Annotated in this window: 22 protein-coding genes; 15 read left to right on the top strand and 7 right to left on the bottom strand. The window is 51.1% G+C overall.

Features of this window, described 5'->3' with window-relative positions; all coding sequences use genetic code 11:
* Positions 1 to 81 precede the first annotated feature (81 nt).
* From OGV79_RS16450 to OGV79_RS16425, 6 genes are read left to right on the top strand one after another with little or no spacing between them, the layout of a single operon-like run.
* The gene (locus OGV79_RS16450) at positions 82 to 612 is read left to right on the top strand and encodes a fimbrial protein (RefSeq protein ID WP_181898493.1); all 531 of its coding nucleotides are present in this window, start codon (positions 82 to 84) and stop codon (positions 610 to 612) included.
* Between the two features lie 51 nt (positions 613 to 663).
* Positions 664 to 1,341, top strand: a complete 678-nt coding sequence (locus OGV79_RS16445; RefSeq protein ID WP_058669258.1) for a fimbrial biogenesis chaperone — start codon at positions 664 to 666, stop codon at positions 1,339 to 1,341.
* Between the two features lie 25 nt (positions 1,342 to 1,366).
* Positions 1,367 to 3,853 (top strand): fimbria/pilus outer membrane usher protein, encoded by a 2,487-nt coding sequence (locus tag OGV79_RS16440; protein ID WP_286468723.1) that lies wholly within the window; start codon positions 1,367 to 1,369, stop codon positions 3,851 to 3,853.
* A gap of 29 nt (positions 3,854 to 3,882) precedes the next feature.
* On the top strand, positions 3,883 to 4,815 hold the full coding sequence (locus OGV79_RS16435) for a fimbrial protein (protein WP_286468722.1): 933 nt from the start codon (positions 3,883 to 3,885) through the stop codon (positions 4,813 to 4,815).
* A gap of 14 nt (positions 4,816 to 4,829) precedes the next feature.
* On the top strand, positions 4,830 to 5,345 hold the full coding sequence (locus OGV79_RS16430; protein ID WP_286468721.1) for a fimbrial protein: 516 nt from the start codon (positions 4,830 to 4,832) through the stop codon (positions 5,343 to 5,345).
* Positions 5,346 to 5,368: 23 nt separating this feature from the next.
* A complete protein-coding gene (locus OGV79_RS16425; protein WP_286468720.1) occupies positions 5,369 to 6,022 on the top strand; it encodes a helix-turn-helix transcriptional regulator in 654 nt (217 codons plus the stop codon).
* Positions 6,023 to 6,053: 31 nt separating this feature from the next.
* Here OGV79_RS16425 and OGV79_RS16420 read toward each other — a convergent pair whose 3' ends face one another.
* Both OGV79_RS16420 and OGV79_RS16415 read right to left on the bottom strand, forming a co-directional pair.
* The gene (locus tag OGV79_RS16420) at positions 6,054 to 6,956 is read right to left on the bottom strand and encodes a LysR family transcriptional regulator (protein ID WP_024130280.1); all 903 of its coding nucleotides are present in this window, start codon (positions 6,954 to 6,956) and stop codon (positions 6,054 to 6,056) included.
* 201 nt (positions 6,957 to 7,157) lie between these two features.
* Positions 7,158 to 9,446: an FdhF/YdeP family oxidoreductase gene (locus OGV79_RS16415; RefSeq protein WP_286468719.1), complete on the bottom strand. Its 2,289-nt coding sequence runs from the start codon at positions 9,444 to 9,446 to the stop codon at positions 7,158 to 7,160.
* Between the two features lie 561 nt (positions 9,447 to 10,007).
* Between OGV79_RS16415 and OGV79_RS16410 the strand changes: the two genes are divergently transcribed.
* The 4 genes from OGV79_RS16410 to moaA all read left to right on the top strand — a co-directional run bounded on the left by OGV79_RS16410 (position 10,008) and on the right by moaA (position 13,662).
* Positions 10,008 to 11,414 (top strand): cytochrome ubiquinol oxidase subunit I, encoded by a 1,407-nt coding sequence (locus OGV79_RS16410; protein WP_047463330.1) that lies wholly within the window; start codon positions 10,008 to 10,010, stop codon positions 11,412 to 11,414.
* 1 nt (position 11,415) lies between these two features.
* The gene (cydB, locus tag OGV79_RS16405) at positions 11,416 to 12,426 is read left to right on the top strand and encodes a cytochrome d ubiquinol oxidase subunit II (protein ID WP_047463333.1); all 1,011 of its coding nucleotides are present in this window, start codon (positions 11,416 to 11,418) and stop codon (positions 12,424 to 12,426) included.
* A complete protein-coding gene (locus OGV79_RS16400) occupies positions 12,426 to 12,599 on the top strand; it encodes a DUF2474 domain-containing protein (RefSeq protein WP_072271878.1) in 174 nt (57 codons plus the stop codon). The genes cydB and OGV79_RS16400 overlap by 1 nt, the downstream gene beginning before the upstream one ends.
* Positions 12,600 to 12,675: 76 nt before the next feature.
* Positions 12,676 to 13,662, top strand: a complete 987-nt coding sequence (gene moaA / locus OGV79_RS16395) for a GTP 3',8-cyclase MoaA (RefSeq protein ID WP_275165987.1) — start codon at positions 12,676 to 12,678, stop codon at positions 13,660 to 13,662.
* 12 nt (positions 13,663 to 13,674) lie between these two features.
* On the opposite strand, the gene OGV79_RS16390 is transcribed toward moaA, so the two are convergent.
* Positions 13,675 to 14,592, bottom strand: coding sequence for a bestrophin family protein (locus OGV79_RS16390; RefSeq protein WP_024130281.1), 918 nt, complete (start codon positions 14,590 to 14,592; stop codon positions 13,675 to 13,677).
* A gap of 325 nt (positions 14,593 to 14,917) precedes the next feature.
* Between OGV79_RS16390 and OGV79_RS16385 the strand changes: the two genes are divergently transcribed.
* Entirely contained in the window at positions 14,918 to 15,997 is a 1,080-nt protein-coding gene (locus OGV79_RS16385; RefSeq protein WP_232623379.1) for a saccharopine dehydrogenase family protein, read from the top strand.
* Between the two features lie 40 nt (positions 15,998 to 16,037).
* Here OGV79_RS16385 and OGV79_RS16380 read toward each other — a convergent pair whose 3' ends face one another.
* On the bottom strand, positions 16,038 to 17,015 hold the full coding sequence (locus OGV79_RS16380) for an NAD(P)H-quinone oxidoreductase (protein ID WP_047463342.1): 978 nt from the start codon (positions 17,013 to 17,015) through the stop codon (positions 16,038 to 16,040).
* Positions 17,016 to 17,071: 56 nt separating this feature from the next.
* Positions 17,072 to 18,025: an NAD-dependent epimerase/dehydratase family protein gene (locus tag OGV79_RS16375; RefSeq protein ID WP_134769353.1), complete on the bottom strand. Its 954-nt coding sequence runs from the start codon at positions 18,023 to 18,025 to the stop codon at positions 17,072 to 17,074.
* A gap of 249 nt (positions 18,026 to 18,274) precedes the next feature.
* Here OGV79_RS16375 and OGV79_RS16370 point away from each other — a divergent pair, with 249 nt between their 5' ends.
* The 3 genes from OGV79_RS16370 to OGV79_RS16360 all read left to right on the top strand — a co-directional run bounded on the left by OGV79_RS16370 (position 18,275) and on the right by OGV79_RS16360 (position 20,513).
* The gene (locus tag OGV79_RS16370; protein WP_286468718.1) at positions 18,275 to 19,066 is read left to right on the top strand and encodes a PhzF family phenazine biosynthesis protein; all 792 of its coding nucleotides are present in this window, start codon (positions 18,275 to 18,277) and stop codon (positions 19,064 to 19,066) included.
* Between the two features lie 233 nt (positions 19,067 to 19,299).
* Positions 19,300 to 19,779 (top strand): GNAT family N-acetyltransferase, encoded by a 480-nt coding sequence (locus OGV79_RS16365; RefSeq protein ID WP_024130283.1) that lies wholly within the window; start codon positions 19,300 to 19,302, stop codon positions 19,777 to 19,779.
* 200 nt (positions 19,780 to 19,979) lie between these two features.
* A complete protein-coding gene (locus tag OGV79_RS16360; RefSeq protein ID WP_286468717.1) occupies positions 19,980 to 20,513 on the top strand; it encodes a GNAT family N-acetyltransferase in 534 nt (177 codons plus the stop codon).
* A 318-nt stretch (positions 20,514 to 20,831) separates the two neighbouring features.
* On the opposite strand, the gene OGV79_RS16355 is transcribed toward OGV79_RS16360, so the two are convergent.
* Together OGV79_RS16355 and OGV79_RS16350 are read right to left on the bottom strand one after the other, a co-directional pair.
* Positions 20,832 to 21,338: an SRPBCC family protein gene (locus OGV79_RS16355; protein WP_047463353.1), complete on the bottom strand. Its 507-nt coding sequence runs from the start codon at positions 21,336 to 21,338 to the stop codon at positions 20,832 to 20,834.
* Positions 21,339 to 21,471: 133 nt separating this feature from the next.
* Entirely contained in the window at positions 21,472 to 22,380 is a 909-nt protein-coding gene (locus tag OGV79_RS16350; RefSeq protein ID WP_044715031.1) for a LysR family transcriptional regulator, read from the bottom strand.
* Between the two features lie 365 nt (positions 22,381 to 22,745).
* Here OGV79_RS16350 and OGV79_RS16345 point away from each other — a divergent pair, with 365 nt between their 5' ends.
* Positions 22,746 to 23,414, top strand: coding sequence for an epoxyqueuosine reductase QueH (locus OGV79_RS16345; RefSeq protein WP_024130285.1), 669 nt, complete (start codon positions 22,746 to 22,748; stop codon positions 23,412 to 23,414).
* The last annotated feature ends 30 nt before the right edge of the window (positions 23,415 to 23,444 follow it).

Raw genomic sequence — 23,444 nt, 5'->3', positions numbered from 1 at the left:
CGGCAGCCCATTTCCAGAGCAGAAAATGTATGGACATTATGTCGTAACGCGATAAATAAACAGGTGTTAAGGATAGCGATGATGAAAAAAAATATGATAGCAATGGCGCTTTCCGCTGCGGCCATTTTGTCAATATCAAATGCGATAGCGTATGACGGCACGGTCAAATTTGTGGGTCAGGTTCTTGATACCGCCTGTACCGTAGATATTGGCGCCAATAATACGATGACCGTTGATATGGGAAGTGTCTATAAAACAGCGTTTACCAACGCAGGGGATGAAGCGTCAACGACCAAATTTACCTTGCGTCTGATTAACTGCCCCTCTTCCGTCACGTCCGCGCGGGTGAAATTTGATGGCGTTAATCATTCGGGTAATACCGATCTGTTGGCGCTTTCCGCCGATCCTGGTTCGGCAAGCGGGGTGGCCATTCGACTGATGACGGCAGACAGAGCGCCTTTAGGCCTTAATCAGATCAATGGCTATTCCTATTCACTGTTAGATATGGTTGACAACCAACTGGATTTCTACGCCGCCTATGTCGCCACCAGCGTGCCTGTTGTGCCGGGCGTCGTGAACGCCGTAGCGAACTTCACCGTTAACTATAACTGACGAGCATATGTTGTTTGGGGGGCCGATAACCGGCCCTCTCAGAGGTTTACCATGAGAGTATTACGTGTTTGCGCCACCGCGTTGGCGCTGTTTGTTACCGGCGTTTCCAGTGTGAATGCTGGCGTTTCCATTGGCGGAACACGGGTTATTTACGATGGCGGTAAAAAAGAAGCGTCATTAAGCGTCAGTAATCCCGATAATATTCCGTATTTAATTCAGTCGTGGATCGAAACGCAAAATGACGGTAAGGGCAAAGCCCCTTTTATTATTACACCGCCGCTTTACCGGCTTGATAACGGGCAGCAAAACGTAATGCGTATTATTCGGGCGGGAAATCTGCCTGAGGATAAAGAGTCCCTGTTTTGGCTGAATATTAAATCGATACCGTCGGCCCAACGTAAAGATAATACGTTACAGATTGCGGTTAAAACACGAATAAAACTGATTTATCGGCCTGCGTTGCTAAGCAAGTCAACGCCTGAAGCGCAGCTCGGAAAGTTAAGCTGGAGCCGGAGCGGGGCGTTTATTCAGGTAAATAACCCCACGCCTTATTACGTTAATTTCAATGAAATTACCGTATCCGGTAAGAAAGTTGACAATGTAACGTTTGTGGCGCCGGGGAGTACCGCCCGTTTTGCACTGCCTTCGGGCGGAAATGGCGGAAGCGTGAAATTCAGGATTATTAATGATTACGGTGGAATCAGCGAGGAGTACAGCGGTTCTGTTTAAGTAGCGACGGGTCGGAATTACGTTAATGATGATAGCCAAATATATAATTAATCCGTATCCGGCCAGGCTTGTATTGTTTATCTCCCTGGGAATATTCAGCGTGCTGAATGAGGTTCTGGGTCGGGATTACTTTAATCCGGCGCTACTGGAGCATATACCATCCGGTAGCGAGAATATCGATCTTTCTGGTTTTGAAATGGGAGGGCAGGCACAGGGCACTTACCATGTCGATATTATCCTCAACGGGCAGTTTCTGGACACGCAGGATATCGCATTCAATAAAACACCAACGCCTTCTGGTGAGGATGTGCTTGAGCCCTGCCTGTCGGGGGAAATGTTGCAACGCTATGGTGTTAACATCGCGCAGTATCCGGGTGTGCAGGGCAAAGGGGATTGCGCCGATTTGTCCGCTATTCCACAGGCTTCAAGTGAGTTCCAGTTTTCGACGCAAAAGCTGTTGTTAAGTATTCCGCAGGCGGCGTTATCTGCCAGAGCGCGGGGGGATGTCGCGCCGGAACTCTGGGATGAGGGCATTACCGCCGCGATGCTTAACTACAGTCTGAGCGGTGATAACAGTAATAGCCAGTACGTTAATTTACGCCCCGGAATAAATATCGGCCCGTGGCGTTTGCGCAATTACACCACCTGGCGGCGCAGCGGTCAGGGCAATGAGGACTGGGATTCGATTTATACCTATGTCCAGCGCAATATCGTCCCGCTGAAAGCGCAACTGGTGCTGGGAGACAGCGCCTCTCCTGCGGATGTTTTTGACAGCATACCGTTTCGTGGCGGCCAGCTTGCGTCGGATGACGACATGCTGCCCGATTCGCTGAAGGGGTATGCGCCCGTGGTGCGCGGTATTGCCCGCACCAATGCGCAGATCGTCATCCGGCAAAATGGCTACCAAATCTACCAAAGTTACGTGGCCCCTGGCGCGTTTGACATTACCGACATGTTCCCCACGGGAGGCGCCGGCGATCTGGAGGTCACGGTTAAAGAGGCGGATGGCAGTGAGCAGCACTTCACCGTCCCGTTCGCATCATTACCGGTGTTACAGCGTGAAGGCCGGTTCAAATATGCGTTAACCGGCGGGCGCTATCGCTCCAGCGACAGTCGTGTGGAACAAACCGATTTCGGCCAGGGAACCGCGATTTATGGTTTGCCGGGCGGTTTCACGCTTTATGGCGGCGTCCAGACTTCCCGTAACTATCGGGCGATAGCATCCGGCGTCGGTAAAAATCTGGGAACGATTGGCGCGCTTTCTGCCGACGTAATCCAGTCATGGGCGCAACCCGCTGATGGCAGCAAGACTCAGGGGCAATCCTGGCGTGTGCGCTATAGCAAAAATAGCGTCGCGACAGGAACAAACTTTTCGATTGCGGGTTACCGATATTCAACGCGCGGTTACTACGGTATGCAGGACACTTTCGATACGTATGGCGGTAGTTCCGGGCAGATAACGAAACGACGTAACCGTATGGAAGCCAACGTCAACCAGTCCCTGGGCGCAGGCGGCGGATCGTTGGCGTTAAGCGCGGTACAGGAGGACTACTGGCATACCGGAAAACCGATGCAGTCGTGGAGCGTGGGGTATCACAATGCCTGGAACGGCGTGAGCTATAGCGTCGCCTGGACGCTGAGTAAAAACGGCAGCGGCGATCGTTATGATAAAGACCAACAGCTGGCGCTGAATATCAGCATTCCGCTGGATCGCTTTATGAGCAATACCTGGGCCAGTTATGGCATGAATGCCAGCAGCGGGAAGGGCGCGACTCATAGCGCAGGGCTGAGTGGAACGGCGCTGGCTGGCAACGCGCTGAACTGGAATATTCAGCAAGGTTACGGCACGGATGACGTGGGGTATACCGGTAGTCTGAGCGCGGATTATAAGGGTACTTACGCCGATGTTAGCGGGGGGTATCGTTACGATCGCCACTCGCAGCGCGTGAATTACGCTCTCGCGGGGGGCGTGCTGGCATATGCCGATGGCGTAACGTTCTCTCAGCCTCTGGGGGAAACCAACGTGCTGATTGGCGCGCCTGGCGCATCGGGGGTCGGGATTAAAAACCAGAGCGGCGTACGAACTGATTTTCGTGGCTACACCGTTTCCGCCAATGTTTCACCGTATCGCAAAAATGATATTGGCCTGGATACGGCATCCGTTGCGGACGATGTTGAACTGGCGCTTACCAACAAAACCGTTGTGCCGACCCGTGGCGCGGTCGTGAGGGCGGACTATGTCGCTAATGTTGGGCTGCGCGTGCTGTTGACGTTGACCAGACCCCACGGTTCGACGGTGCCATTTGGGGCGATGGTGACATTAAAAGGCGCGCAAGAACAACAATTTATTGTCGGTGACGAGGGGCAGGTTTATTTAAGCGGCATGCCGCCGGAAGGGACGTTGAATGTGGTCTGGGGACGTGACGGCGAGCAGCGCTGCACGGCAAATTATTCATTAACCGCAGCCGAGAACTACAGCGGCGTTAGCGTGACCGGCTCTCTTTGCCGCTAAGTGGGCTGACCTCTCGTGAGAATCTGACAATGAAACGAACTTATCTCTTATTCAGTTTACTGATGCTTTTTTCAGGGCTCGGCGTTGCCGATGACTGTACCGTGAATACGACATTATTTAATGCCGTCTCAATGGGGAATATTGTCGTGCAGCGAGATGCGCCGGTAGGGGCAGAAATCGCCCGCGCCAGGGTCTCCGGGTATGCCAAACTGTTGGTCACGGCGCCTGGCGGTGCCGTCTATTGCAACGGCGCTTATGCGATCAATTACCTGTCAGCGACGCCTTCGCCGATAAATCATGTTTACAACACCAATCTGAAGGGGGTGGGAATCAGGCTATCCATTCCCGCAGGGGATTTTGTGCTGCCGTCAAATGGCGCCAGCTATATCTATAACCTCGGTAACTATGACGTGATGCTGATTAAAACAGCAACGATCCAATCGGGATATTTGACGCCGGGAGTGGTTGCACAGGGATGGTTTGGTACGCCGGATCATTATTTTATGCAGATTTCAATGGGCGCCGATACCCAGGTGACGGCGCTCGCATGTTCGTTTTCCAGCCAGATTCTTAATTTTCAGCTCGGTGATATTAATGCCGCCGAGTTCACCGGCCAGCCCGGAGCCGTGCTGTCGCACAGCGATACGCAAAATCTGGGGCTGAACTGCGATCCGGGGGCGAATATCAATGTTGAACTGGCGGGAACGCAAAACCCTGATGCGCCGGCTGACGCCAGCGTTCTGGCGCTGACCGGGCAGGGTAGCTCCGAAACGGCAGACGGCGTGGGAGTCCAGATAGTTTATAACGATGTGCCGCTGCAACTGAATAACCGCATCGTATTGAAAAAATCCGCAGGCGGGCAGGAGACATTTCCGCTGGTGGCGCGTTATTACCAGACCAAAAGCCAGGTGAAGCCGGGCAGCGCGAATGCCACCGCCACGTTGAATATTACCTACCAATAACCCAAGGAAAAAGTATGCCTGGAAGAAAACGCTGGCTGCTGGCCCTGATGCTTACTGGTCAGGTATGGGGTCAGGGCGATCCGATCGCATTAAACATCAAAGGGAATGTGAAAGCCGTGCCGTGTCAGGTGAGCAGCGACAGCATCACTAAAACCGTTGATTTAACGGCAGGGAGTCCGGTAACGGCTTCATCAATGTATACCGCAGGGTCAACGACGCCGTGGGTCAGTTTTGATTTCAGCATTGAACATTGCCCGGAAGGCACAACCGGCGTGATGATTCAGTTTAACGGCAACGCTGATGACATGCATCGCGATGATATGTATCGCAATCTGGGAACCGCTACCCCTGTCGCGATACAGTTGCAGGCGGCGGACGGCCGACCGCTGGGCGACGGTCAGGTTCTGACCAGTGAAATTGTCGCACAGCGTTACACCTGGAATTTACGCGCCCGGCTCTACAGTGAACAAGGGCAGGTCTCACCGGGAACCATTGATTCGGTTGTGACGGTTTCATTGAGCTATCAGTAATTATTACCCGGAGCCGCGTATACATGAATATTGTCATCAGATGTCAGGATCGTTTTTATCAATACGGATTGCGCGCGTTACTGTGCGAAATATTTCCACCAAACCTGAATCGGACCACGCTCACCTTTAACGACTATGACTACGCAAACGCCGCCTGTGCCGATATCTTAATTCTGATGCTGCACCCCGGTGAACAGTATATTTGTCATGCTGAAATGCGATTTCGTGCGCCACACCTGATGATTGGCTTGGTGGATAAAAAACATATTCCTGCGCGAGGAGAAATTCCCTCCTGTATAGGAAATATCGTGTTTATTCCGCTCAATACAAGCGTCAGTAAGATCAGTAAAGTGATTAAGCAGCATTGGTTTTCTTTACAGCAAGCAAAAACGCCCCATGCCGTACACCACTGCGGGCATTGCCCGCATAAGACGCTTACCGGGCAACAAAACCAGCTCGCTGCCTTTCTTTATGCGGGGATGACGTCAAAGCAGATTGCCTACAAAATGGCGATCGGTCAGAAAACGGTGCTGGCGCATCGAAATGCGTTAATGACGAAATTCCGCTTAAGAACCGATCGTGAATTATTACTGTTTTTAAATGCCGTAAAGGAAAAAAACCGGCACAGAAACGGCATGTGCGAATCCTGCAATGATGACGATGGATGGCTTGTGTAAGCAATCCACGCAAAGGCGCGGATTGCGGGTATTACGAATGCTGTGGGTTGTGGGCGGCGTAGATGTCGCGCGCGTCCGTAAAGCAGCGCAGCGCGAGCGAAGAAACCGGCGCTTGCTTACGCATGATCAGGCCGACAGGGGCTTCAATGTTGGAATTGACGACCGGCGTAATATGGAAATTACTGTTTAAATTCTCCAGCCCATTATTGAGCGGCATAATGGCGCAACATATGCCACGCTGCACGGCCTGAATAATCTGGAATGTCGAATCGCTTTCGAAAATATGTTTAGGCGAGATTCCGGCTGATTTAAAACTCATATCCATGTGTTCTCTGTAATGCATACCTTTGGTCAGAAAACCCAGCGGGAAATTAATGAGATCGTTCCAGGAGAGGCTCTCATTTTCTATTTTGAAATGGCGCGTGTCGTGCAGCAGACCCATCCGGGTTTTCGCTAACGGGATAACATCAAACGGACTGACATCAATGTTATTCAGATAACATATTCCCAGCTCCAGCTGGTTGCTGTTTACGCCTTCGGCAATTTGCTCCGAGGTCATGGAATAGAGACTAAATTGCAGTTCCGGGTATTTGGGGGTTAATTCGCGAATAAACAGCATAGGATCGACGCTGGCGAGCGGCACCATACCCAGACGGAGCACACCGACAACCTGTCCTTTGCAGAGCGCGGCCTCGGCCTGTAAGCCATCGTGCGCGGCCAGCAGGGATTTTGCCCATGCCAGAATACGTTCGCCTTCCGGGGTAAAGCCTTCAAAGCGTTGCCCGCGAACGATAAGCACCAGACCAAGTTCCTCCTCCAGATTGCGAATGCGCATGGAGAGGGTGGGTTGCGTGATATTACACTGCGATGCGGCCTTACCAAAGTGACGGGTCTGATCCAGCGCGATTAAATATTTGAGTTGTTTTATGTCCATCATTCATCTCTTCGGCAGACGGTCTGTTGGGGGCAAAGAAGAGGCTCCGGCAGCCGTTTGCGCTACGACATGGGTTCACATTATTGCATAAATGTATAAATTTTGTAACCGAATTGCGGCGTGACAATACCGTTTCTGCGCGTCAGTGGCTGAAAAATAAATCCCCTTATTCAGCAGAACGCCATGAATAAGGGGCGAATTTTACAGCGCGCGAATTTCTTTTGAACGCAAGGTGATATTTACCGGTACGGATTTATAAGAAGGCGTACCGCTCTCTTTATCAATATAATTGAGCGGAACCAGAACATTGGCCTCAGGATAATAGGCGCCGACAGAACCTGCCGCAATGCTGTAGGCCACGACGGTGATATCTTCCAGGCAGAGATCGCTGTCAGGCAGGGCCGTTCGGATATCGACGCGATCGCCATGTTCAAGCCCTAACTGCTCCATATCGCCTTCGTTCATAAAGATAATGTCACGACGGCCAAATACGCCGCGATAACGATCGTCCATCGCGTAAATGGTGGTGTTGTACTGATCGTGACTTCGCAGGGTAATCAGACGCAGCGTATTTTCACCTTCGCCGGTCACGTTCTCGTTAACGCCGTGGAATACGGAGAACATAGCTTTGCCCGTCGATGTCGGCCAGACGCGTTCGGTCGGCGGCAGCGGCATACGGAAACCGCCAGGCACCCGGATACGATCGTTGTAATTGTCGAAACCGGGAATGGTTTGTTCAATCAGTTCGCGGATGAGATCGTAATCAGCAACCAGCTCCATCCAGCCGATTTTGCTGTTTGTCAGCGTGGCTTTCGCCATTCCGGCAATAATGGCTGGTTCCGAACGCAATAACGGCGACGCCGGTTTCAGTTTGCCGGAGGAGGCATGCACCATCGACATAGAATCTTCTACCGTGATGGATTGTCTGCCGGTGCGCTGAATATCCAGTTCGGTGCGTCCGAGGCAGGGGAAGATGAACGTCTCTTTCCCGACCAGCAGATGCGTTCGGTTCAGTTTGGTGCCGATGTGGACGCTCAAGTCCAGCCCGTTCATTGCCGGGAACCCCTGTTCGTGATCGGGCATTGCCACGGCAAAGTTACCGCCCAGGCAGATCAGCGCCTTGGCGCGCCCGTCGATCATGGCCTGCGTCGCCTGTACGGCGTCGTGTCCGTGTTTCGACGGGGGAACAAACCCGAAAACGTCGCTCAACCGTTCGAGGAATTCTGGCGCCGGTTTCTCGGTAATGCCGACGGTGCGGTTCCCCTGAACGTTGGAGTGTCCGCGAAGCGGGCAAATACCTGCGCCGGGTTTGCCAATATTGCCGCGCATTAACAGCAGGTCGGCAATCAGACGCACGTTCGCCGTCCCTTTGTTATGCTGGGTAATGCCCATGCCGTAGGTGATGATGGTGGCGTTGGACCTGGCGTAGGCTTCCGCGACTTTTTCCAGTTGCTCACGGTTTAAACCTGATTCGCGCTCAATGGATTCCCAGGAGGTTGCGGCAATATCTGCGGCAAAATCGTCAAAGCCCAGCGTATGGGCGGCGATAAACTCGCGATCCAGAACATCGCCACGCTCGGCTTCCAGCTGCAACACATGTTTGGCAATGCCTTTCAGCGCGGCGGCATCACCGCCAGCCCTGACCTGGAAATAGGTTGAGGCAATGTCGGTTGAGCTGTAGGTCGCCATTTCGATGATGCTCTGCGGGTCGGCAAAGCGTTCCAGCGCTCTTTCACGCAGCGGGTTAAAGACGATAATCGGCACATCGCGGCGCGCAAGCTCGTGAAGCGTCCCCATCATACGGGGATGGTTTGTCCCTGGGTTATGGCCGATGGCGATCACCAGTTCCGTCTTTTCAAAATCATCCAACGATACGGTTCCTTTACCGATGCCAATTGAACGAGGCAGGCCTACGCTGGTGGCTTCGTGGCACATATTGGAACAGTCGGGAAAATTGTTGCTGCCGTATTCGCGCGCAAAAAGCTGGAACAGATATGCCGCTTCGTTGGAGGCGCGACCGGACGTGTAAAATTCCACCTGTTCAGGGGAGAGACCGCGAAGCACTTCGCCGATGCGGGCAAAGGCCTGTTCCCATTCGACAGGGCGAAATGTGTCGCTTTCTTTGTGATAGGCCAGCGGATGAGTCAGGCGACCATACCCTTCAAGTTCGAAATCTGTTTTCTTCAGCAGCGCGCTGACGGTATTTTTGGCCAGAAACGCCGGTGTGACACGCTTGCTTGTTGCTTCCCACGTGACGGCCTTCGCACCGTTTTCGCAAAACTGAAACGTTGATTTATGTTCTTTATCCGGCCATGCGCATCCTGGGCAGTCAAAGCCGTCTGGCTGATTTGTGCGTAACAGGGTAACGGGTGCTTCAAGCGCGTCCATTTGTGTACGAACGGCAATGGCCGTTGCTTTTAACGCGCCCCAGCCGCCAGCAGGACCGTCATAGTGTCTGACTCCGGGAACTGAACGTCTTTTCTTATTCATATGAACTCCTGACTATTCTGGTCACATTGGCATCCTGAAATAGCTACATAACAGGTAGGGTTATTCCAGTGTATTTAACAATTACGTTTAGCGGCTGCGCGTTATATAAATAAAAGCCAGCCGGACAAATATCCATTTGAAAAGCCATTAACCTTATTTAAAAAATGGGTAATGGTGATGGTTAATAAATACAAACAGTTGTCTCTACCCGGGAGATAACAGCAACATCTTTTATTATTCGTTATATAAAAATTTATATAACAGATGGTGGAACCCAGTTAATTCGCGGGGTTTGCCCGGATTATGCGGCGTCTGCGCTGTCGATTTAAAGAAATTATAACAGGATTTTATCATTATCATAATAAATGTTATCTATCACTTATTAAATTTAACCTATTTGAACTTTTTGAATAATTGTTTGAGACTAATTAAACACGCCGAAAATTATTAGATTCACCTGCTCTGAAATATTCAGAAAATCGCTATTAATCAAAGAAAAAGGCTGGAAATGAAAGCGTTGTACAAAATAAATCAGTCAATGTCGACTCCGTGGGGGGAATTATGTTTGGAATAGATGCTTTTCACCTTGCGAGGATACAATTTGCCTTTACCGTATCTTTTCACATTCTTTTTCCCGCAATAACAATTGGCCTGGCAAGTTTTCTCGCCGTCCTTGAAGGGCTATGGCTCAAAACCAAAAATGAAACGTATCGCGACCTTTATCACTTTTGGTCAAAGATCTTTGCCGTCAATTTTGGGATGGGGGTGGTCTCAGGCCTGGTCATGGCTTACCAGTTCGGGACTAACTGGAGCGGCTTTTCACAATTTGCCGGAAGTATCACCGGTCCGTTGCTGACGTATGAAGTTCTGACGGCATTCTTCCTTGAAGCGGGCTTTCTGGGCGTGATGCTGTTCGGCTGGAAGCGCGTCGGGCCGGGACTGCATTTCTTCGCGACCTGTATGGTTGCGCTGGGAACCTTGTTTTCAACGTTCTGGATCCTCTCTTCCAATAGCTGGATGCAAACGCCGCAGGGTTACGCGATTGAGAACGGCGTTGTCGTGCCGGTGGACTGGATGGCCATCGTCTTTAACCCGTCGTTCCCGTACCGTTTATTGCATATGTCCACGGCGGCGTTTCTGGCGAGCGCGTTCTTCGTCGGCGCCTCGGCAGCCTGGCATTTGCTGAAAGGAAACGACACGCCCGCGATCAGAAAGATGTTTTCGATGGCGTTGTGGATGGCGCTGTTTGTCGCACCGGTTCAGGCGGTGATTGGCGATGCGCACGGTCTCAATACGCTGGAACATCAGCCGGCGAAAATTGCGGCGATTGAAGGGCACTGGGAAAACCCGCCAGGCGAAGCCACGCCGTTGGTTCTGTTTGGCGTACCGGATATGGATGCGGAAAAAACGAAGTACAGCCTTGAAATCCCTTATCTGGGAAGCCTGATTCTGACGCACAGCCTCGACAAACAAGTGCCCGCGCTGAAGTCGTTCCCGAAAGAGGATCGCCCGAACTCAACCATCATTTTCTGGTCGTTCAGGATAATGGCGGGGCTGGGGATGCTGATGATCCTGACCGGCGTGGCGAGCGCGTGGCTGCGCTGGCGTGGCCGGTTGTATCAGTGTCGTCCTTTCCTGTGGTTCGTATTCTGCATGGGGCCATCGGGGTTAATCGCTATTCTGGCGGGCTGGTTTACCACCGAGATTGGCCGCCAGCCGTGGGTAGTCTACGGTTTGCAGCGCACGCGTGATGCTGTTTCCGCACACGGCGACATGCACATGTCCGTCAGCCTGCTGGCGTTCATCCTCGTCTATTCGTCCGTCTTTGGGGTGGGCTACCTCTACCTGGTGCGGCTGATCAAAAAGGGGCCAGTGCGCGAGCATGCGCATGATATCGCTCAGGGGGGTACGCCAGCGCGTCCGTTATCGGCGGTGAGCGAACCCATGAACACACGCAGGGGAGAATAAAATGGGCATCGACCTGTCAATAATCTGGTTCGTCATCATTGTCTTCGCAACGTTGATGTACATCGTGATGGACGGCTTTGATCTGGGGATCGGCATTCTTTTTCCGTTCAATAAGAACGAGAAAGAGCGCGACATGATGATGAATACCGTGGCTCCCGTCTGGGATGGCAATGAAACCTGGATGGTGCTGGGCGGCGCGGCGTTATATGGCGCGTTTCCGTTAGCTTATGCGGTGATTGTCGATGCGCTCAGCGTGCCGTTAACCGCCATGCTGCTGGGGCTGATTTTCCGGGGCGTGGCGTTTGAATTTCGCTTTAAAGCGACGCCGGAACACCGTCCGCTTTGGGATAAAGCCTTTATCGGCGGTTCTGTGCTGGCAACCTTCAGCCAGGGCGTCGCCGTGGGAACGCTGGTTAACGGTTTGCAGGTAACCGGACGGGCGTTCAGCGGCTCGACGATGGACTGGCTGGCGCCTTTCCCGCTGTTCTGCGGCGTGGGGCTGGTGGTGGCCTATGCGTTACTGGGCTGCACCTGGCTTATCATGAAAACGGAAGGCCCGCTGCACCGAAGCATGTCGGAGAAGGCGATTATCCTGACGCTGCTGCTGCTGGCGATCATCGTCATTATCAGCCTGTGGACGCCGTTGACGCATCCGGCGATTGCTCAACGCTGGTTCAGCCTGCCAGAGATCATCTGGTTTGCGCCTGTCCCGCTGTTAGTGCTGGTTTGCTGCTGGGGAATTGTGCGTTCCGCCTATAACCGCAAAGCGAGCTATGGGCCGTTTATGCTGACCCTTGGACTGATTTTCCTGGGATTCAGCGGGCTGGGCATCAGCATCTGGCCCAATATCATTCCGCCGTCGATCTCTATCTGGCAGGCCGCGTCACCGCCGCAAAGCCAGGGCTTTATGCTGGTGGGGGGGCTACTGATTATCCCGGTAATTCTGATGTACACCTGCTGGAGTTACTACGTCTTTCGCGGAAAAATTAATCCTGATGAGGGGTATCATTAATGGCTTCACTATCAGACACAGAGCACGCTAAACCTGCGGATACCGCCCCACGCGCCTGGTGGAAAAGGGTGGGCTGGATGGTCATCATCTGGGCGGCAAGCGTTATGGCGCTGGCCGTCGTCGCATCCGGGTTTAAGCTGCTGATGCTGGCGGCGGGGATGAAAACCCACTAACAACACGTCTTACTTCCTGTCTCAGGCCACATCAGCGTGATGTGGCCTGCCTGTTCGTTGTCTCCCGAGGTTATCTATGCAACCGCTTATGGACTCATGGCAGCGTAAATTCACCTATTTACGTCTGTCCGTTACCGATGTGTGCAATTTTCGTTGTACCTACTGTCTGCCGGACGGGTACAAACCCGGCGGCGTGAGCAACAAGTCATTCTTGTCGGTGGATGAAGTTCGCCGCGTCACCCGCGCGTTCTCCGCGTTGGGTACGGAAAAAGTCCGTCTTACCGGCGGGGAACCCTCCTTACGCCGCGACTTTATCGATATTATCGCGGCGGTGCGTGAAAATGCGGCGATTCGCCAGATTGCGATAACGACCAATGGCTATCGCCTGGCGCGTGACGTCGCACGCTGGCGTGAGGCCGGATTAACCGCCATCAACGTCAGCGTGGACAGTCTGGACGCTCGCCAGTTTTATGCCATCACCGGGCAGGATAAATTTCAGGACGTGATGAACGGTATTGATGCGGCGTTTGCCGCCGGTTTTGAAAAGGTCAAAGTGAATACGGTTCTGATGCGCGATGTGAATCATCATCAACTGGACACGTTTCTGGCCTGGATTAAGCCTCGCCGCATTCAGTTGCGCTTTATCGAACTGATGGAAACGGGTGAGGGCAGCGAGCTGTTTCAACGCCATCATATTTCGGGCGCGGTGCTGCGTGATGAACTGCTGCGACGCGGCTGGGTGCGCCAGATTCGCCAGCGCAGTGATGGCCCGGCACAGGTCTTTTGCCACCCGGACTTTGCAGGCGAAATTGGCCTGATCATGCCCTATGAAAAAACGTTCTGCGCCAGTTGCAACCGGCTGCGCGTCTCTTCCATCGGCAAACTGCATTTATGTCTTTTTGGTGATGGCGGGGTCGATTTACGAGACGTGCTGCAAGACGATACGCAGCAGGATGCCCTTAAGATGCGTATTGCCGATGCGCTGACGCATAAAAAACAGACGCATTTTTTACATCAGGGGAACACCGGCATTACGCAAAACCTGTCGTACATTGGTGGGTAGCGGGCAATGGACTCAGGTCAGATTGAAGTAGCGATCGGGCTGATGCGGCTCCGGCAGGGGCTGTTGCCCGGTCATCTCTTTCAGATTGCGCTCAATAGTGTTGCAAATCGCGTTGAGCGGTAAATCGTTAGCCGATGTGCCAAAGGGATCTTCAAGTTCTTCCGCCAGGGAATCCCAGGATAAAAAGGTATAGGAAATAAAAACGGACACGAATGGCGTCATGTAATGCAGGTCGCCAACCAGCGCAAAAGGAAGAAGGGTACAAAAAAGATAAACGGTTCGCTGGAGTATTAATGTATAAGCAAACGGCACCGGGGTATTTGCAATTCGTTCACAGCCGCCAATAACGTGGGCGATTTCATCTATTTTATTATCGATGAGGCCGAATGTAATATCGCTCAGCTTGCCTTGTTCACGCAATGCTGCCATTTCATCGCCGATCAATAATAATATCCGGTTGGTTTTCATCGGGCTGAACATGACCTGGGTAAGAATATGCCGGGGCAGAATTCGGTACATATCATATCCGGCGTCGGTTTTACGTAATTCATGTTTCAGGCTCCAGCAAAGGGCGATCAGATAACCTGAAATTCTTTTATGTAGCTCAACGTCATTCGGCAACAAATTTTTTAACTGACGGATGATGGAACGCTCGGCAATCAGTAAGGTTCCCCACAGTCCCCGAGCCTCAACGAAACGGCTGTAGCTGGCGCTGTTGCGAAAGCCGAGAAAGATAGCGATTGCGATCCCCAGCAGGCTAAAAGGGGCAACGGTTAAGTGGATGCCCAGTTGCTCATACCATTGATAAATGATAATTGCGATAGCTGACATGACAAGGTTTAAAAATAACCGAAATGTTATTTTTGACAATACCGAGCCATGCCAATCAAATAATCGAAAAAACCAATGTTGCTCTGGTCTGATAATCATGACTGACGATTTCTCTGAAGATGTAATGAGAAGGATTCAACGAAGGGTGAATGCGATAGAAACTATTTTAATCGTTATCTTGCCGTCTGACAATCAATGACGAATAAAAATAAGGCGGAATAAAAGTAATGGTATTGGCTTTATCATTCGCTGGTGAATTTAATCATTACGTTATGTCTGTTGGCTTAGATTTGAACTGTCACCGTTACGGCGCAACCAACGTACATGCAACGTGAAGTATGACGGGTATATTGACCTTGAAGTTAACTTTAAGGTTATGCTGTGACGTAAGCCGGGCAATTTATTTATTAAAGGGGTTAATGCAATGAATGAGCAATATTCCCATCCAGAATTTCCGCGCTGGATGATCTATGGCGCGAACGGTTATACCGGAGAAATGATTGCCCGTGAGGCCGTACGGCGAGGATTCAGGCCAGTTCTGGCGGGGCGCAGGCAAGAAACGGTAGACTCTCTGGCTCGCAATCTCGGGCTTGAGGCTCACGCCTTCGCCCTTGATAACCCGGCTGAACTGCTCAGACAGCTTGAAGGGTGTGCTCTGGTATTAAATTGTGCGGGGCCGTTCTCCGCTACTGCGGCGCCTTTGATGGAGGCCTGCCTGCAAACCCGAACCCATTATCTTGATATTACAGGGGAGATAGGCGTGTTCGAAGCGGCACAACTGCTGAATACCCGTGCCCGGGATGCCGGTGTTGTATTGTGCCCCGGCGTCGGGTTTGACGTTATTCCTACGGACTGCGTGGCGGCCGCCCTGAAGGAGGCCCTGCCGGATGCGATCCGCCTTAACCTGGGATTCGATTCACGCTCTGTTTTTTCTCCGGGTACGGCGAAAACAGCGATCGAGGGGTTGGCGCAGGGCGGAAAAATTCGGCGAGGAGGGAAGATCATTACCGTGCCGCTTGCTTATGAAGTTCGCCGTATTGACTTCGGCGATGGCGAGAAGGACGCGATGACAATCCCCTGGGGGGACGTGTCCACGGCGTATTACACGACAGGTATTCCAGACATTCAGGTCTTTGTGCCGGGGTCGACGCGCATGATTTCCCAGGCCCGGAGAGCAAACTACATCAGGCCATTGCTGCGACTGGCGTGGGTTCAGAAGCTCCTCAAGGCTTATATATCCCGAACGGTGAAAGGCCCCGGAGAAATGAAACGTGAACAGACGCCCTCTTTTGTGTGGGGAGAGGCCATCAACGCCCGTGGCGACAAAAAAACTGCCCGTATCCGTACACCGAATGGTTATACCCTGACCATTATGGGGGCGTTAGCGGTGGTTGAGCACCTGATGATGAACCGGATTGCAGGAGGGGCCTACACGCCGGCAACGTTAATGGGCGCAAATCTGATAACCCGGTTACCAGGGGCTGGCCCGCTGAGGATTGTATAATTGCTCAGGGCGGGACAGGGGATGCTCCCGCCCTTTGCGCTTATTCAAGGGTAAGGATAACTTTACCGATATGAGTTCCGGCATCCAGTAACGTATGTGCCTGACGGACATCCTCAAATTTAACTATCTGGTGAATGACGGGTTTACACTTTCCGGCTTCGATTAAAGGCCATACTTTTTGTATGAGCTGTTGGGCGATTTCTTCCTTTTCAGCGGCGTCCCGGCTCCTCATCGTTGAACCGGTTACCACCGCTCTTTTAAGGATCAGTTCCTGGATATCGAATTCCTTAACCATCCTGCCCCCCATAAATCCAATCAGTACGAGCCGACCGTCCTTTTTAAGAAGGCGAAGGTTCTTGTTAAAATAAGCGGCGCCGACAATATCAAGAATAACATCAACGCCTTTTCCGTCGGTTCTACTGAGGATTTCTTCTTCAAAATCATGGGTTCTGTAGTTAATGATTTCCCCATATTGTTGCAGGAACGGAATTTTATCGTCACTTCCGACGGTGCTGAACGCTTTAATATTCATGGCATTACACAACGCCAGCGCGGTCGTCCCTATGCCGCTTGCGCCACCGTGGATCAAAACAACATCCTCTTTTTTCACTTTTCCTAACGAAAAAAGATTGGCCCATACCGTAAAGAATGTTTCCGGGAGCGCTGCTGCTTCTGTAAAACTTAAATTTTGTGGGACAGGCAATACCTGACCTGCCGGAACGGCGCAAAATTCTGCATATCCCCCGCCATTGGTGAGCGCACAGACGCGATCGCCAACTGAAAAGTGAGCAACGTTTTTCCCGATTGAGTGTACGATACCCGCGACTTCCAGCCCGGGAACCGGCGTAACACCCTCTGGCATGGGATATTTTCCCTCTCTCTGCATAATATCCGGGCGATTTACGCCGGCCGCTTTAACTGAGATCAGGACATCGTTCTCGCCACATTCCGGCATTTTTCCCTGGCTTACCTTCAGAACTTCAGGGCCGCCAGCTTCTGTTATCTCAATGAGTTTCATCTGATTCTACCTGTTTAATGTCAGGGGTTGATTAGCGATACTACCTGCGTGGTTGTTTATTTGTCTTTCTTTACGGTGAGTGGCGCTTTCCATTCACGGTAAAGGGTTTCCAGTCCCTGACGGTACGTTGTTATCTGAAAGTCCGGGAATCGCCGCTTAAATTTTGATGAATCAAACAGGTTATCATGTTGATAGCGGGGCAGGAGCTCCCGGAGTTCCCGTGGGCCTTTGGAAAAGATACCGGCGGCGAACAAGGCGAATTTGCTCAGGACAGACCATGACGTTTCTTTCCCGAACACGTTACAGGCCAGAGAAACAAACTGCGCATAGGTGAGCCGTTCATCGCAACAGGGCAGGTGCCACGTCTGACCGAAGGCATCAGGGGTGTTGCCAAGGCGCGCTAAAGCCCGACTGGCATCGGGAGTCCATATGAGCGTACGTAACGTGTCGTCACGTAATGGCACGCGTGGCTTTTTCCCTGCTTTAAGTCTGTCTAAAATTAAGGCATTGGTAAAACTCTGGGTTTTCCCCGGCCCATAAAACTCGGGCGCGCGCCCGATAAGCACAGGGATGTCGCCCCGGCGCATCTCCTCCAGCACTTTGTTTGCCATCAGGGCCCGAACCCGCCCTTTGCGCCCTGACGGCAGGAACGGCGTTTCCTCGGTCTGCAATCTGCTGTCCTGTGGGTACATATAAGTATTGTCAAAATAAACAAAACTTGCCCCCACTGTCCGACACGCGTTCAGCGCGTTTTGCAGCATTACCGGAAACTGCTGTTCCCAGAGGTCGGCATCCGGCGGCAGACCCGCCGCAAAATAGACAATGCGGCTTCCTTTAACCGCTTCCAGTGTCTGACGGGCATCCAGTAAATCAGCGGGCATAAGGCTATCGCTGTCATTTACCTTCTGTGGATTACGGCTTACAAGCCTCAGTTCAGCACTGTAAGAATGCGTTAACTCGCGAGCAAGTTCCCGGGCAATCTGTCCGCTTGCCCCCAGAATCGTTTGCATCTCACTTCCTCTTCGACAATTTCAGACGGGTGTCCCGGCCCATTGGCCTTTTTCAAAGTATAAGTTTAAAGTTCACTTGAAGGTCAATGGGGTGTTGCGACATTGTTTAAATGTCGTCTGGTATTGGGATACAGCGCCAGCAACGGAATGGCGCCGAAGCCGAACATCAAACGATGAAAAATACGAGATTGCGCGTTGTCGAGGCATGGTAGAGTGGGGGGGCTCAAAGAATGATTCGAGGTTTGCGCTATGCAACAAATTGATTTTTACATGGTTGATGCCTTTAGCACGGCTACTTTTGGCGGCAATGCCGCAGCCGTGTGTCCGCTCACCGAGTGGTTGCCTGATGAGACATCATTGAAAATGTCCAAACAGCATAACCAGTCAGAAACGGCTTTTTTTGTCCCAAATGAAAACGGCTTCGAGTTGCGCTGGTTTACCACTCAAGGGGAAATAAATCTGTGTGGGCATGCCACACTTGCTGCCGCGCACGTCATCTTTGAACATCTTGATTACCCGGGCGCGACTATCCATTTTGATACCCGGTTTGTTGGCCCATTGACAGTAGCACGCAGCGGCGAGTGGTTGACGCTTGATTTTCCTGCCTGGGAAACCGAGCCTGTCGTGCCGCCGTCCTTATTGCTGGAAACGTTGGGCATCACAGAATACAAAGAAGTGCGCGTGGCGCGTGATTACATGGTCGTGCTGGATAATCAACGGCAGGTAGAAGCGCTACGCCCGAACATTAATGCCATGCTCCCTCTGGGAAAAATGGTTTGCATAACCGCGCCCGGCGAAGAGAAATACGATTTTGTCAGCCGTTTCTTTTGCCCGGGAGAAGCCGTAGCGGAAGACCCCGTTACAGGTTCAGCACATAGCATGCTAATTCCGTACTGGGCTGAAAAACTGAAAAAAACGCAGATGCTGGCGCACCAGGGCGCCGAACGTGGCGGGGATTTACGCTGCCAGCGAGTGGGGGATCGAGTCCACATCGGCGGACAGGCAACAACTTATCTGCTGGGTAAGGTACTGTTGCGCTAGAACGTCCAGAATGCGGTCCGGAATGGGCTTTCAGGTATAAGGTCTGCTGTACGATTATGGCAGACCTGACGGCGCTTTAGACTGACTGTGTTGTGCCAGGAGGGGACGTTGCTAATGCAACGGCGTATTAATCAGCGGAGTGCAGGTCAGTGCCATAAGAAATAGATATTAGACAAAGATACTGCCGCTTGCTTGTATGTTACAAATATGTAATCAATTTTTTTGGAAAAGTCTTGTTCACTATCAAAACTGACGATCTCTCCCATCCAGCAGTGCAAGCGTTGGTGGCCTATCATATTTCCGGCATGCTGGAGCAGTCCCCACCAGAAAGCAGCCATGCTTTAGATATTCGAAAACTGCGTGACCCAGCTGTGATATTTTGGTCAGCATGGGAAGGGGTACAACTCGCAGGAATTGGCGCGCTGAAAATACTGGATGATGAACATGGTGAGCTGAAATCAATGCGTACCGCGCCAAATTTTTTGCGTCGTGGCGTAGCGAATCAGCTTTTACAGCATATCTTGCAGGTTGCGCATATCAAAGGCCTACGACGTTTAAGTTTAGAAACCGGAACACAGCCAGGGTTTTCCGCTTGCCATCAACTTTATATCAAGCACGGTTTCGTTAACTGCGAGCCGTTTGCTGATTATCAGTCTGACCCAAATAGCCGTTTTATGACATTAGTTTTATGTGAGAAAGATAAATTGTCATGACTAATGCAGAGAGAATGGTGCCATATTTTTTCAAAAAAATTCTGCTCCTTGCTCACTGTAGACGTGACGACCACTCAGCCCAGCCGCTGCGTGCCAGGAGGGGAAGTTGTATACTTTATACGTGCGCCAGTCAAAGTTGATCATTCAGGTGTGAATGATAAAGTTGTTAACTCCTCTCTCTAAAAAGGTGATTAAATCTAATGCATCATATCTCTTCTGTCAGTCTCAATTATCGCTGTCTCCAGCATACAGACTGGCCATTTTTTTTGGCATTAAATCAGGATCGTCATGTGATGCATTTTATTAGTGATTCACGTACTGATGACGAGATTAGAACCCAGTCTTTTGAAAGCCGTCTACAGCCTTGGCATAAAGGCAGTGAACGCTGGTTATGTATGATAATGAGTCGAAAGGATACAGATATACCAATTGGTGTAACTGGCTTTATTGATCGTGGTGAAGGCATGGCGGAAGTGGGGTTTATCTTGGCATCAGAATTTCACGGCAAAGGTTTTGGTACAGAATCGTTAAAAGATATTGCCCGCTTTGCTTTCGATGAGCATGGGTATCGTAAGCTCACTGCTACGGTAACAGCTGGCAACAATGCATCGCGGAGAATATTGCATAAAGTCGGATTTCAGCAGGAGGGAACTCTAAGAAAAAACTATTTCCTGCATGGTTGCTGGCATGATGATTGGGTATTTGGATTGTTGAGAGAAGAATTTAGTTACTGAAAAATGAAACGGCAAAACATGCCCAATTCTGGAAATGTTGCAGCGAGGTTCTACACATACATTCATTTCAGAATGGCATTTGAGTCAACCGACATATATGTTGTACCAGGGGCATCGTCAATGCCTGCTTCTCGCTCATAGTAGACCTTCGCACTTGTCCGCTGTGTGCCAGGAGGGGACATTACAGATATGGCCGCGCGGTGTCACTTGCGGGGGTTACATGATTTACCTGTAATCAAGTGCAATAGCAAACGGGCAAATATTCTTGAGGCTACGGGGAAGTGCAGCCTCAGTGATATGACTGTGGAAAGCGGTTTATTATTTCTTTGCTGCTCGAATCAGGCCGTCAAGCCATTCCTGATGACCATTAAGCATTGGGTTCGGGCGGGTATTTGCCAGATCTTTTGCCGGGACTCCGTTCTGTGTTTCCTGCGTTAGGATACGGACCCTGTGACCGGAAAGATCCTCCAGTAGCCACGCATGATGGACATCGAGTCGTTGAGCGGTATCTTTTTCACCGGCCCATCCGTGCCATGCCAGACGAGCAGGTTTACCTTCAGCAGGTGGAACAAACTCCACAACCTGAGCTTCAACTGGGAAACCAAACGTGCTGAAGTAGAAGCGAACCCCATTTTCCAATTCTGGACCTTTGTTGTCATAAAAGCGCACATCGGCGGAATTTTTATAGTATTCCGGCCATAGCAATGGCTGACTCAGGAGCGGCCAGACATCATTGACGTTCAGACCTGAGATGATCATTTCATTAGAAACAAAGTTATCGGTAAAACCCGGAACAAAGTCTTCTGGCCAGTTAATCGCGTTCATAAATTTCTCCAATTGCTATAGTTGAGTGCACTGCGTGTGTCATTACGGCAGTAACGTGATGGCAGTGATTATTGGTGCAATGGAGTTATAAGGCGAATTGTCATTACTTATATTCTTAATAAGATAAATTATATCAGGACGCGGGATGTTGGCTTACTTCTGCGCATAAAGCACGAATCCACTGATGACTTGGGTCACGATGGGTTCGCTCATGCCAGGCCATGCTCTTGGTAAAGCCGGGTACTTTCAGGGGCAAAGGGAGAATGATGAGATCGTTGTTAGTCAGGACCATGCGGTGAGGTACAACTGCAATCATATCAGTCACTCGCAATATATCAGGTATCACCTGAAAACTATTAACTGACATGCCTACTCGTCGTGTCAGACTGAGCTTAGCCAGTGCTTCATCTGTAACACCGGTGAAGTTACCTTCTGAAGACACCAGAATATGTTCCTGTTTGCAAAATTGTTCGAGCGTCATTTCTGAACTCGCTGCCAGAGGATGATGACGTCGTGCTACGCAGACATAATCTTCTTCATAGAGCGCTCTTCCATGCAGGTCTTCGGGGGTTGTTTGCGGTGTTATCAAAGCCAGATCAACTTCACCCCGAGACAACTGCTGATACATTCGCTCATTGTCCACGGGCCGCACGGCGATTTTAATATACGGTGCACGTTGTTTTAGCTCAGCCATCAACGGAACGACAACAGCCTTAAGTGCATAGTCCGTTGCGACGATGGTATAAGTCAGTTCCACCGTCACGGGATCAAATTTCTTTGGTTTCAGCAGGATAGCGATATCGGTGAGGATTTGTTTTACCGGCGTAGAAAGTTCGTTGGCCCGCATTGTGGGGACCATACCGTGGCTGGTGCGAACAAAGAGTGGATCGTCAAAGTAATCACGCAAGCGAATAAGCATACCACTGACGGCAGGCTGCGTCAGGGAGAGGCGCTGTGCAGCCCGAGTCACGCTTCCCTCATCCAGTAATGCATCAAGGGCCTTAAGAAGGTTAAGGTCGAGGGTTCTGATATCATTTTTCATAATGAACTAGCCTGACAGATATTAAAATTTTAATTCAGGCTAAATGCTCGGGAAAAGGTTGTCTAGAAGGTTTGCGAGTGTTTTCCTTTTGGGGGAACTTCCATTTCTGGATGGTAAGCCTTGTACGGATAAGTCCGCTCTTCGCTCAAAGCGGACCTGACAGACAACTGTACTGTCCGCTGTGTGCCAGGAGCGGAAGTTTAATTGTTCTGACCAGCTCTCAAATCGCGGTCAGATTTTGTCGACCGTTTCAGATGCTTCTCAGCAAACCTTTGTTCAACGACAACAGCGACTTCTTAATTTCGTTATCGCCGATGTGAATGCTAAAATTCCTGAAAGTTTCACTATTGCCAAAGCATCCATTTATGAAGAACGCTGATTTTAAACGCCCGCAACTGACGCTGCCGAACGGCGCAGACAAGCTACTGCTGCACTCGTGCTGTGCGCCCTGTTCGGGGGAAGTCATGGAGGCGATTCAGGCCTCGGGCATTGATTACACAATTTTCTTTTATAACCCTAATATTCATCCGCAAAAGGAGTACCTCATCCGTAAGGAGGAGAATATCCGTTTTGCCGAAAAACACGGCGTGCCTTTTGTTGATGCGGATTACGACACCGACAACTGGTTCGAGCGTGCGAAAGGGATGGAGTGGGAGCCTGAGCGCGGTGTTCGGTGTACCATGTGCTTTGATATGCGCTTTGAACGCACCGCGCTGTATGCCGCGGAACATGGGTTCAGCGTGATCAGCAGCTCACTCGGGATTTCCCGCTGGAAGAATATGCAGCAGATTAACGACTGCGGACAACGCGCTGCTGCCCATTATCCGGGAATGGCATACTGGGATTACAACTGGCGTAAGCAGGGCGGGTCATCGCGCATGATTGAGATCAGCAAACGCGAGCAGTTTTACCAGCAGGAGTATTGTGGCTGCGTCTATTCACTGCGTGATACTAATATGCACCGTAAATCGCAGGGCAGGCCGCTCATCAAACTCGGTAAACTTTACTACGGTAAGGAAGGCGAAGAACAGTAATACCAGAAGCCCACATTCGCATGTGGGCTT

Origin of the sequence: Citrobacter sp. CK185 (genome assembly GCF_030333565.1) — a bacterium.
GTDB lineage: Bacteria > Pseudomonadota > Gammaproteobacteria > Enterobacterales > Enterobacteriaceae > Citrobacter_B > Citrobacter_B koseri.
The sequence above is the reverse complement of the archived record's forward strand: the minus strand, read 5'-3'. Positions and strand labels throughout refer to the sequence as shown.

Coding starts and splice junctions, on each gene's coding strand:
- OGV79_RS16370 (WP_286468718.1), top strand. CDS start 18,275: ATGCAACAAATTGATTTTTACATGGTTGATGCCTTTAGCACGGCTACT.
- OGV79_RS16345 (WP_024130285.1), top strand. CDS start 22,746: ATGAAGAACGCTGATTTTAAACGCCCGCAACTGACGCTGCCGAACGGC.
- OGV79_RS16430 (WP_286468721.1), top strand. CDS start 4,830: ATGCCTGGAAGAAAACGCTGGCTGCTGGCCCTGATGCTTACTGGTCAG.
- OGV79_RS16385 (WP_232623379.1), top strand. CDS start 14,918: ATGAATGAGCAATATTCCCATCCAGAATTTCCGCGCTGGATGATCTAT.
- OGV79_RS16440 (WP_286468723.1), top strand. CDS start 1,367: ATGATGATAGCCAAATATATAATTAATCCGTATCCGGCCAGGCTTGTA.
- OGV79_RS16350 (WP_044715031.1), bottom strand. CDS start 22,380: ATGAAAAATGATATCAGAACCCTCGACCTTAACCTTCTTAAGGCCCTT.
- OGV79_RS16355 (WP_047463353.1), bottom strand. CDS start 21,338: ATGAACGCGATTAACTGGCCAGAAGACTTTGTTCCGGGTTTTACCGAT.
- OGV79_RS16410 (WP_047463330.1), top strand. CDS start 10,008: ATGTTTGGAATAGATGCTTTTCACCTTGCGAGGATACAATTTGCCTTT.
- cydB (WP_047463333.1), top strand. CDS start 11,416: ATGGGCATCGACCTGTCAATAATCTGGTTCGTCATCATTGTCTTCGCA.
- OGV79_RS16445 (WP_058669258.1), top strand. CDS start 664: ATGAGAGTATTACGTGTTTGCGCCACCGCGTTGGCGCTGTTTGTTACC.
- OGV79_RS16425 (WP_286468720.1), top strand. CDS start 5,369: ATGAATATTGTCATCAGATGTCAGGATCGTTTTTATCAATACGGATTG.
- moaA (WP_275165987.1), top strand. CDS start 12,676: ATGCAACCGCTTATGGACTCATGGCAGCGTAAATTCACCTATTTACGT.
- OGV79_RS16360 (WP_286468717.1), top strand. CDS start 19,980: ATGCATCATATCTCTTCTGTCAGTCTCAATTATCGCTGTCTCCAGCAT.
- OGV79_RS16380 (WP_047463342.1), bottom strand. CDS start 17,015: ATGAAACTCATTGAGATAACAGAAGCTGGCGGCCCTGAAGTTCTGAAG.
- OGV79_RS16390 (WP_024130281.1), bottom strand. CDS start 14,592: ATGATTATCAGACCAGAGCAACATTGGTTTTTTCGATTATTTGATTGG.
- OGV79_RS16450 (WP_181898493.1), top strand. CDS start 82: ATGAAAAAAAATATGATAGCAATGGCGCTTTCCGCTGCGGCCATTTTG.
- OGV79_RS16435 (WP_286468722.1), top strand. CDS start 3,883: ATGAAACGAACTTATCTCTTATTCAGTTTACTGATGCTTTTTTCAGGG.
- OGV79_RS16375 (WP_134769353.1), bottom strand. CDS start 18,025: ATGCAAACGATTCTGGGGGCAAGCGGACAGATTGCCCGGGAACTTGCT.
- OGV79_RS16400 (WP_072271878.1), top strand. CDS start 12,426: ATGGCTTCACTATCAGACACAGAGCACGCTAAACCTGCGGATACCGCC.
- OGV79_RS16415 (WP_286468719.1), bottom strand. CDS start 9,446: ATGAATAAGAAAAGACGTTCAGTTCCCGGAGTCAGACACTATGACGGT.
- OGV79_RS16420 (WP_024130280.1), bottom strand. CDS start 6,956: ATGGACATAAAACAACTCAAATATTTAATCGCGCTGGATCAGACCCGT.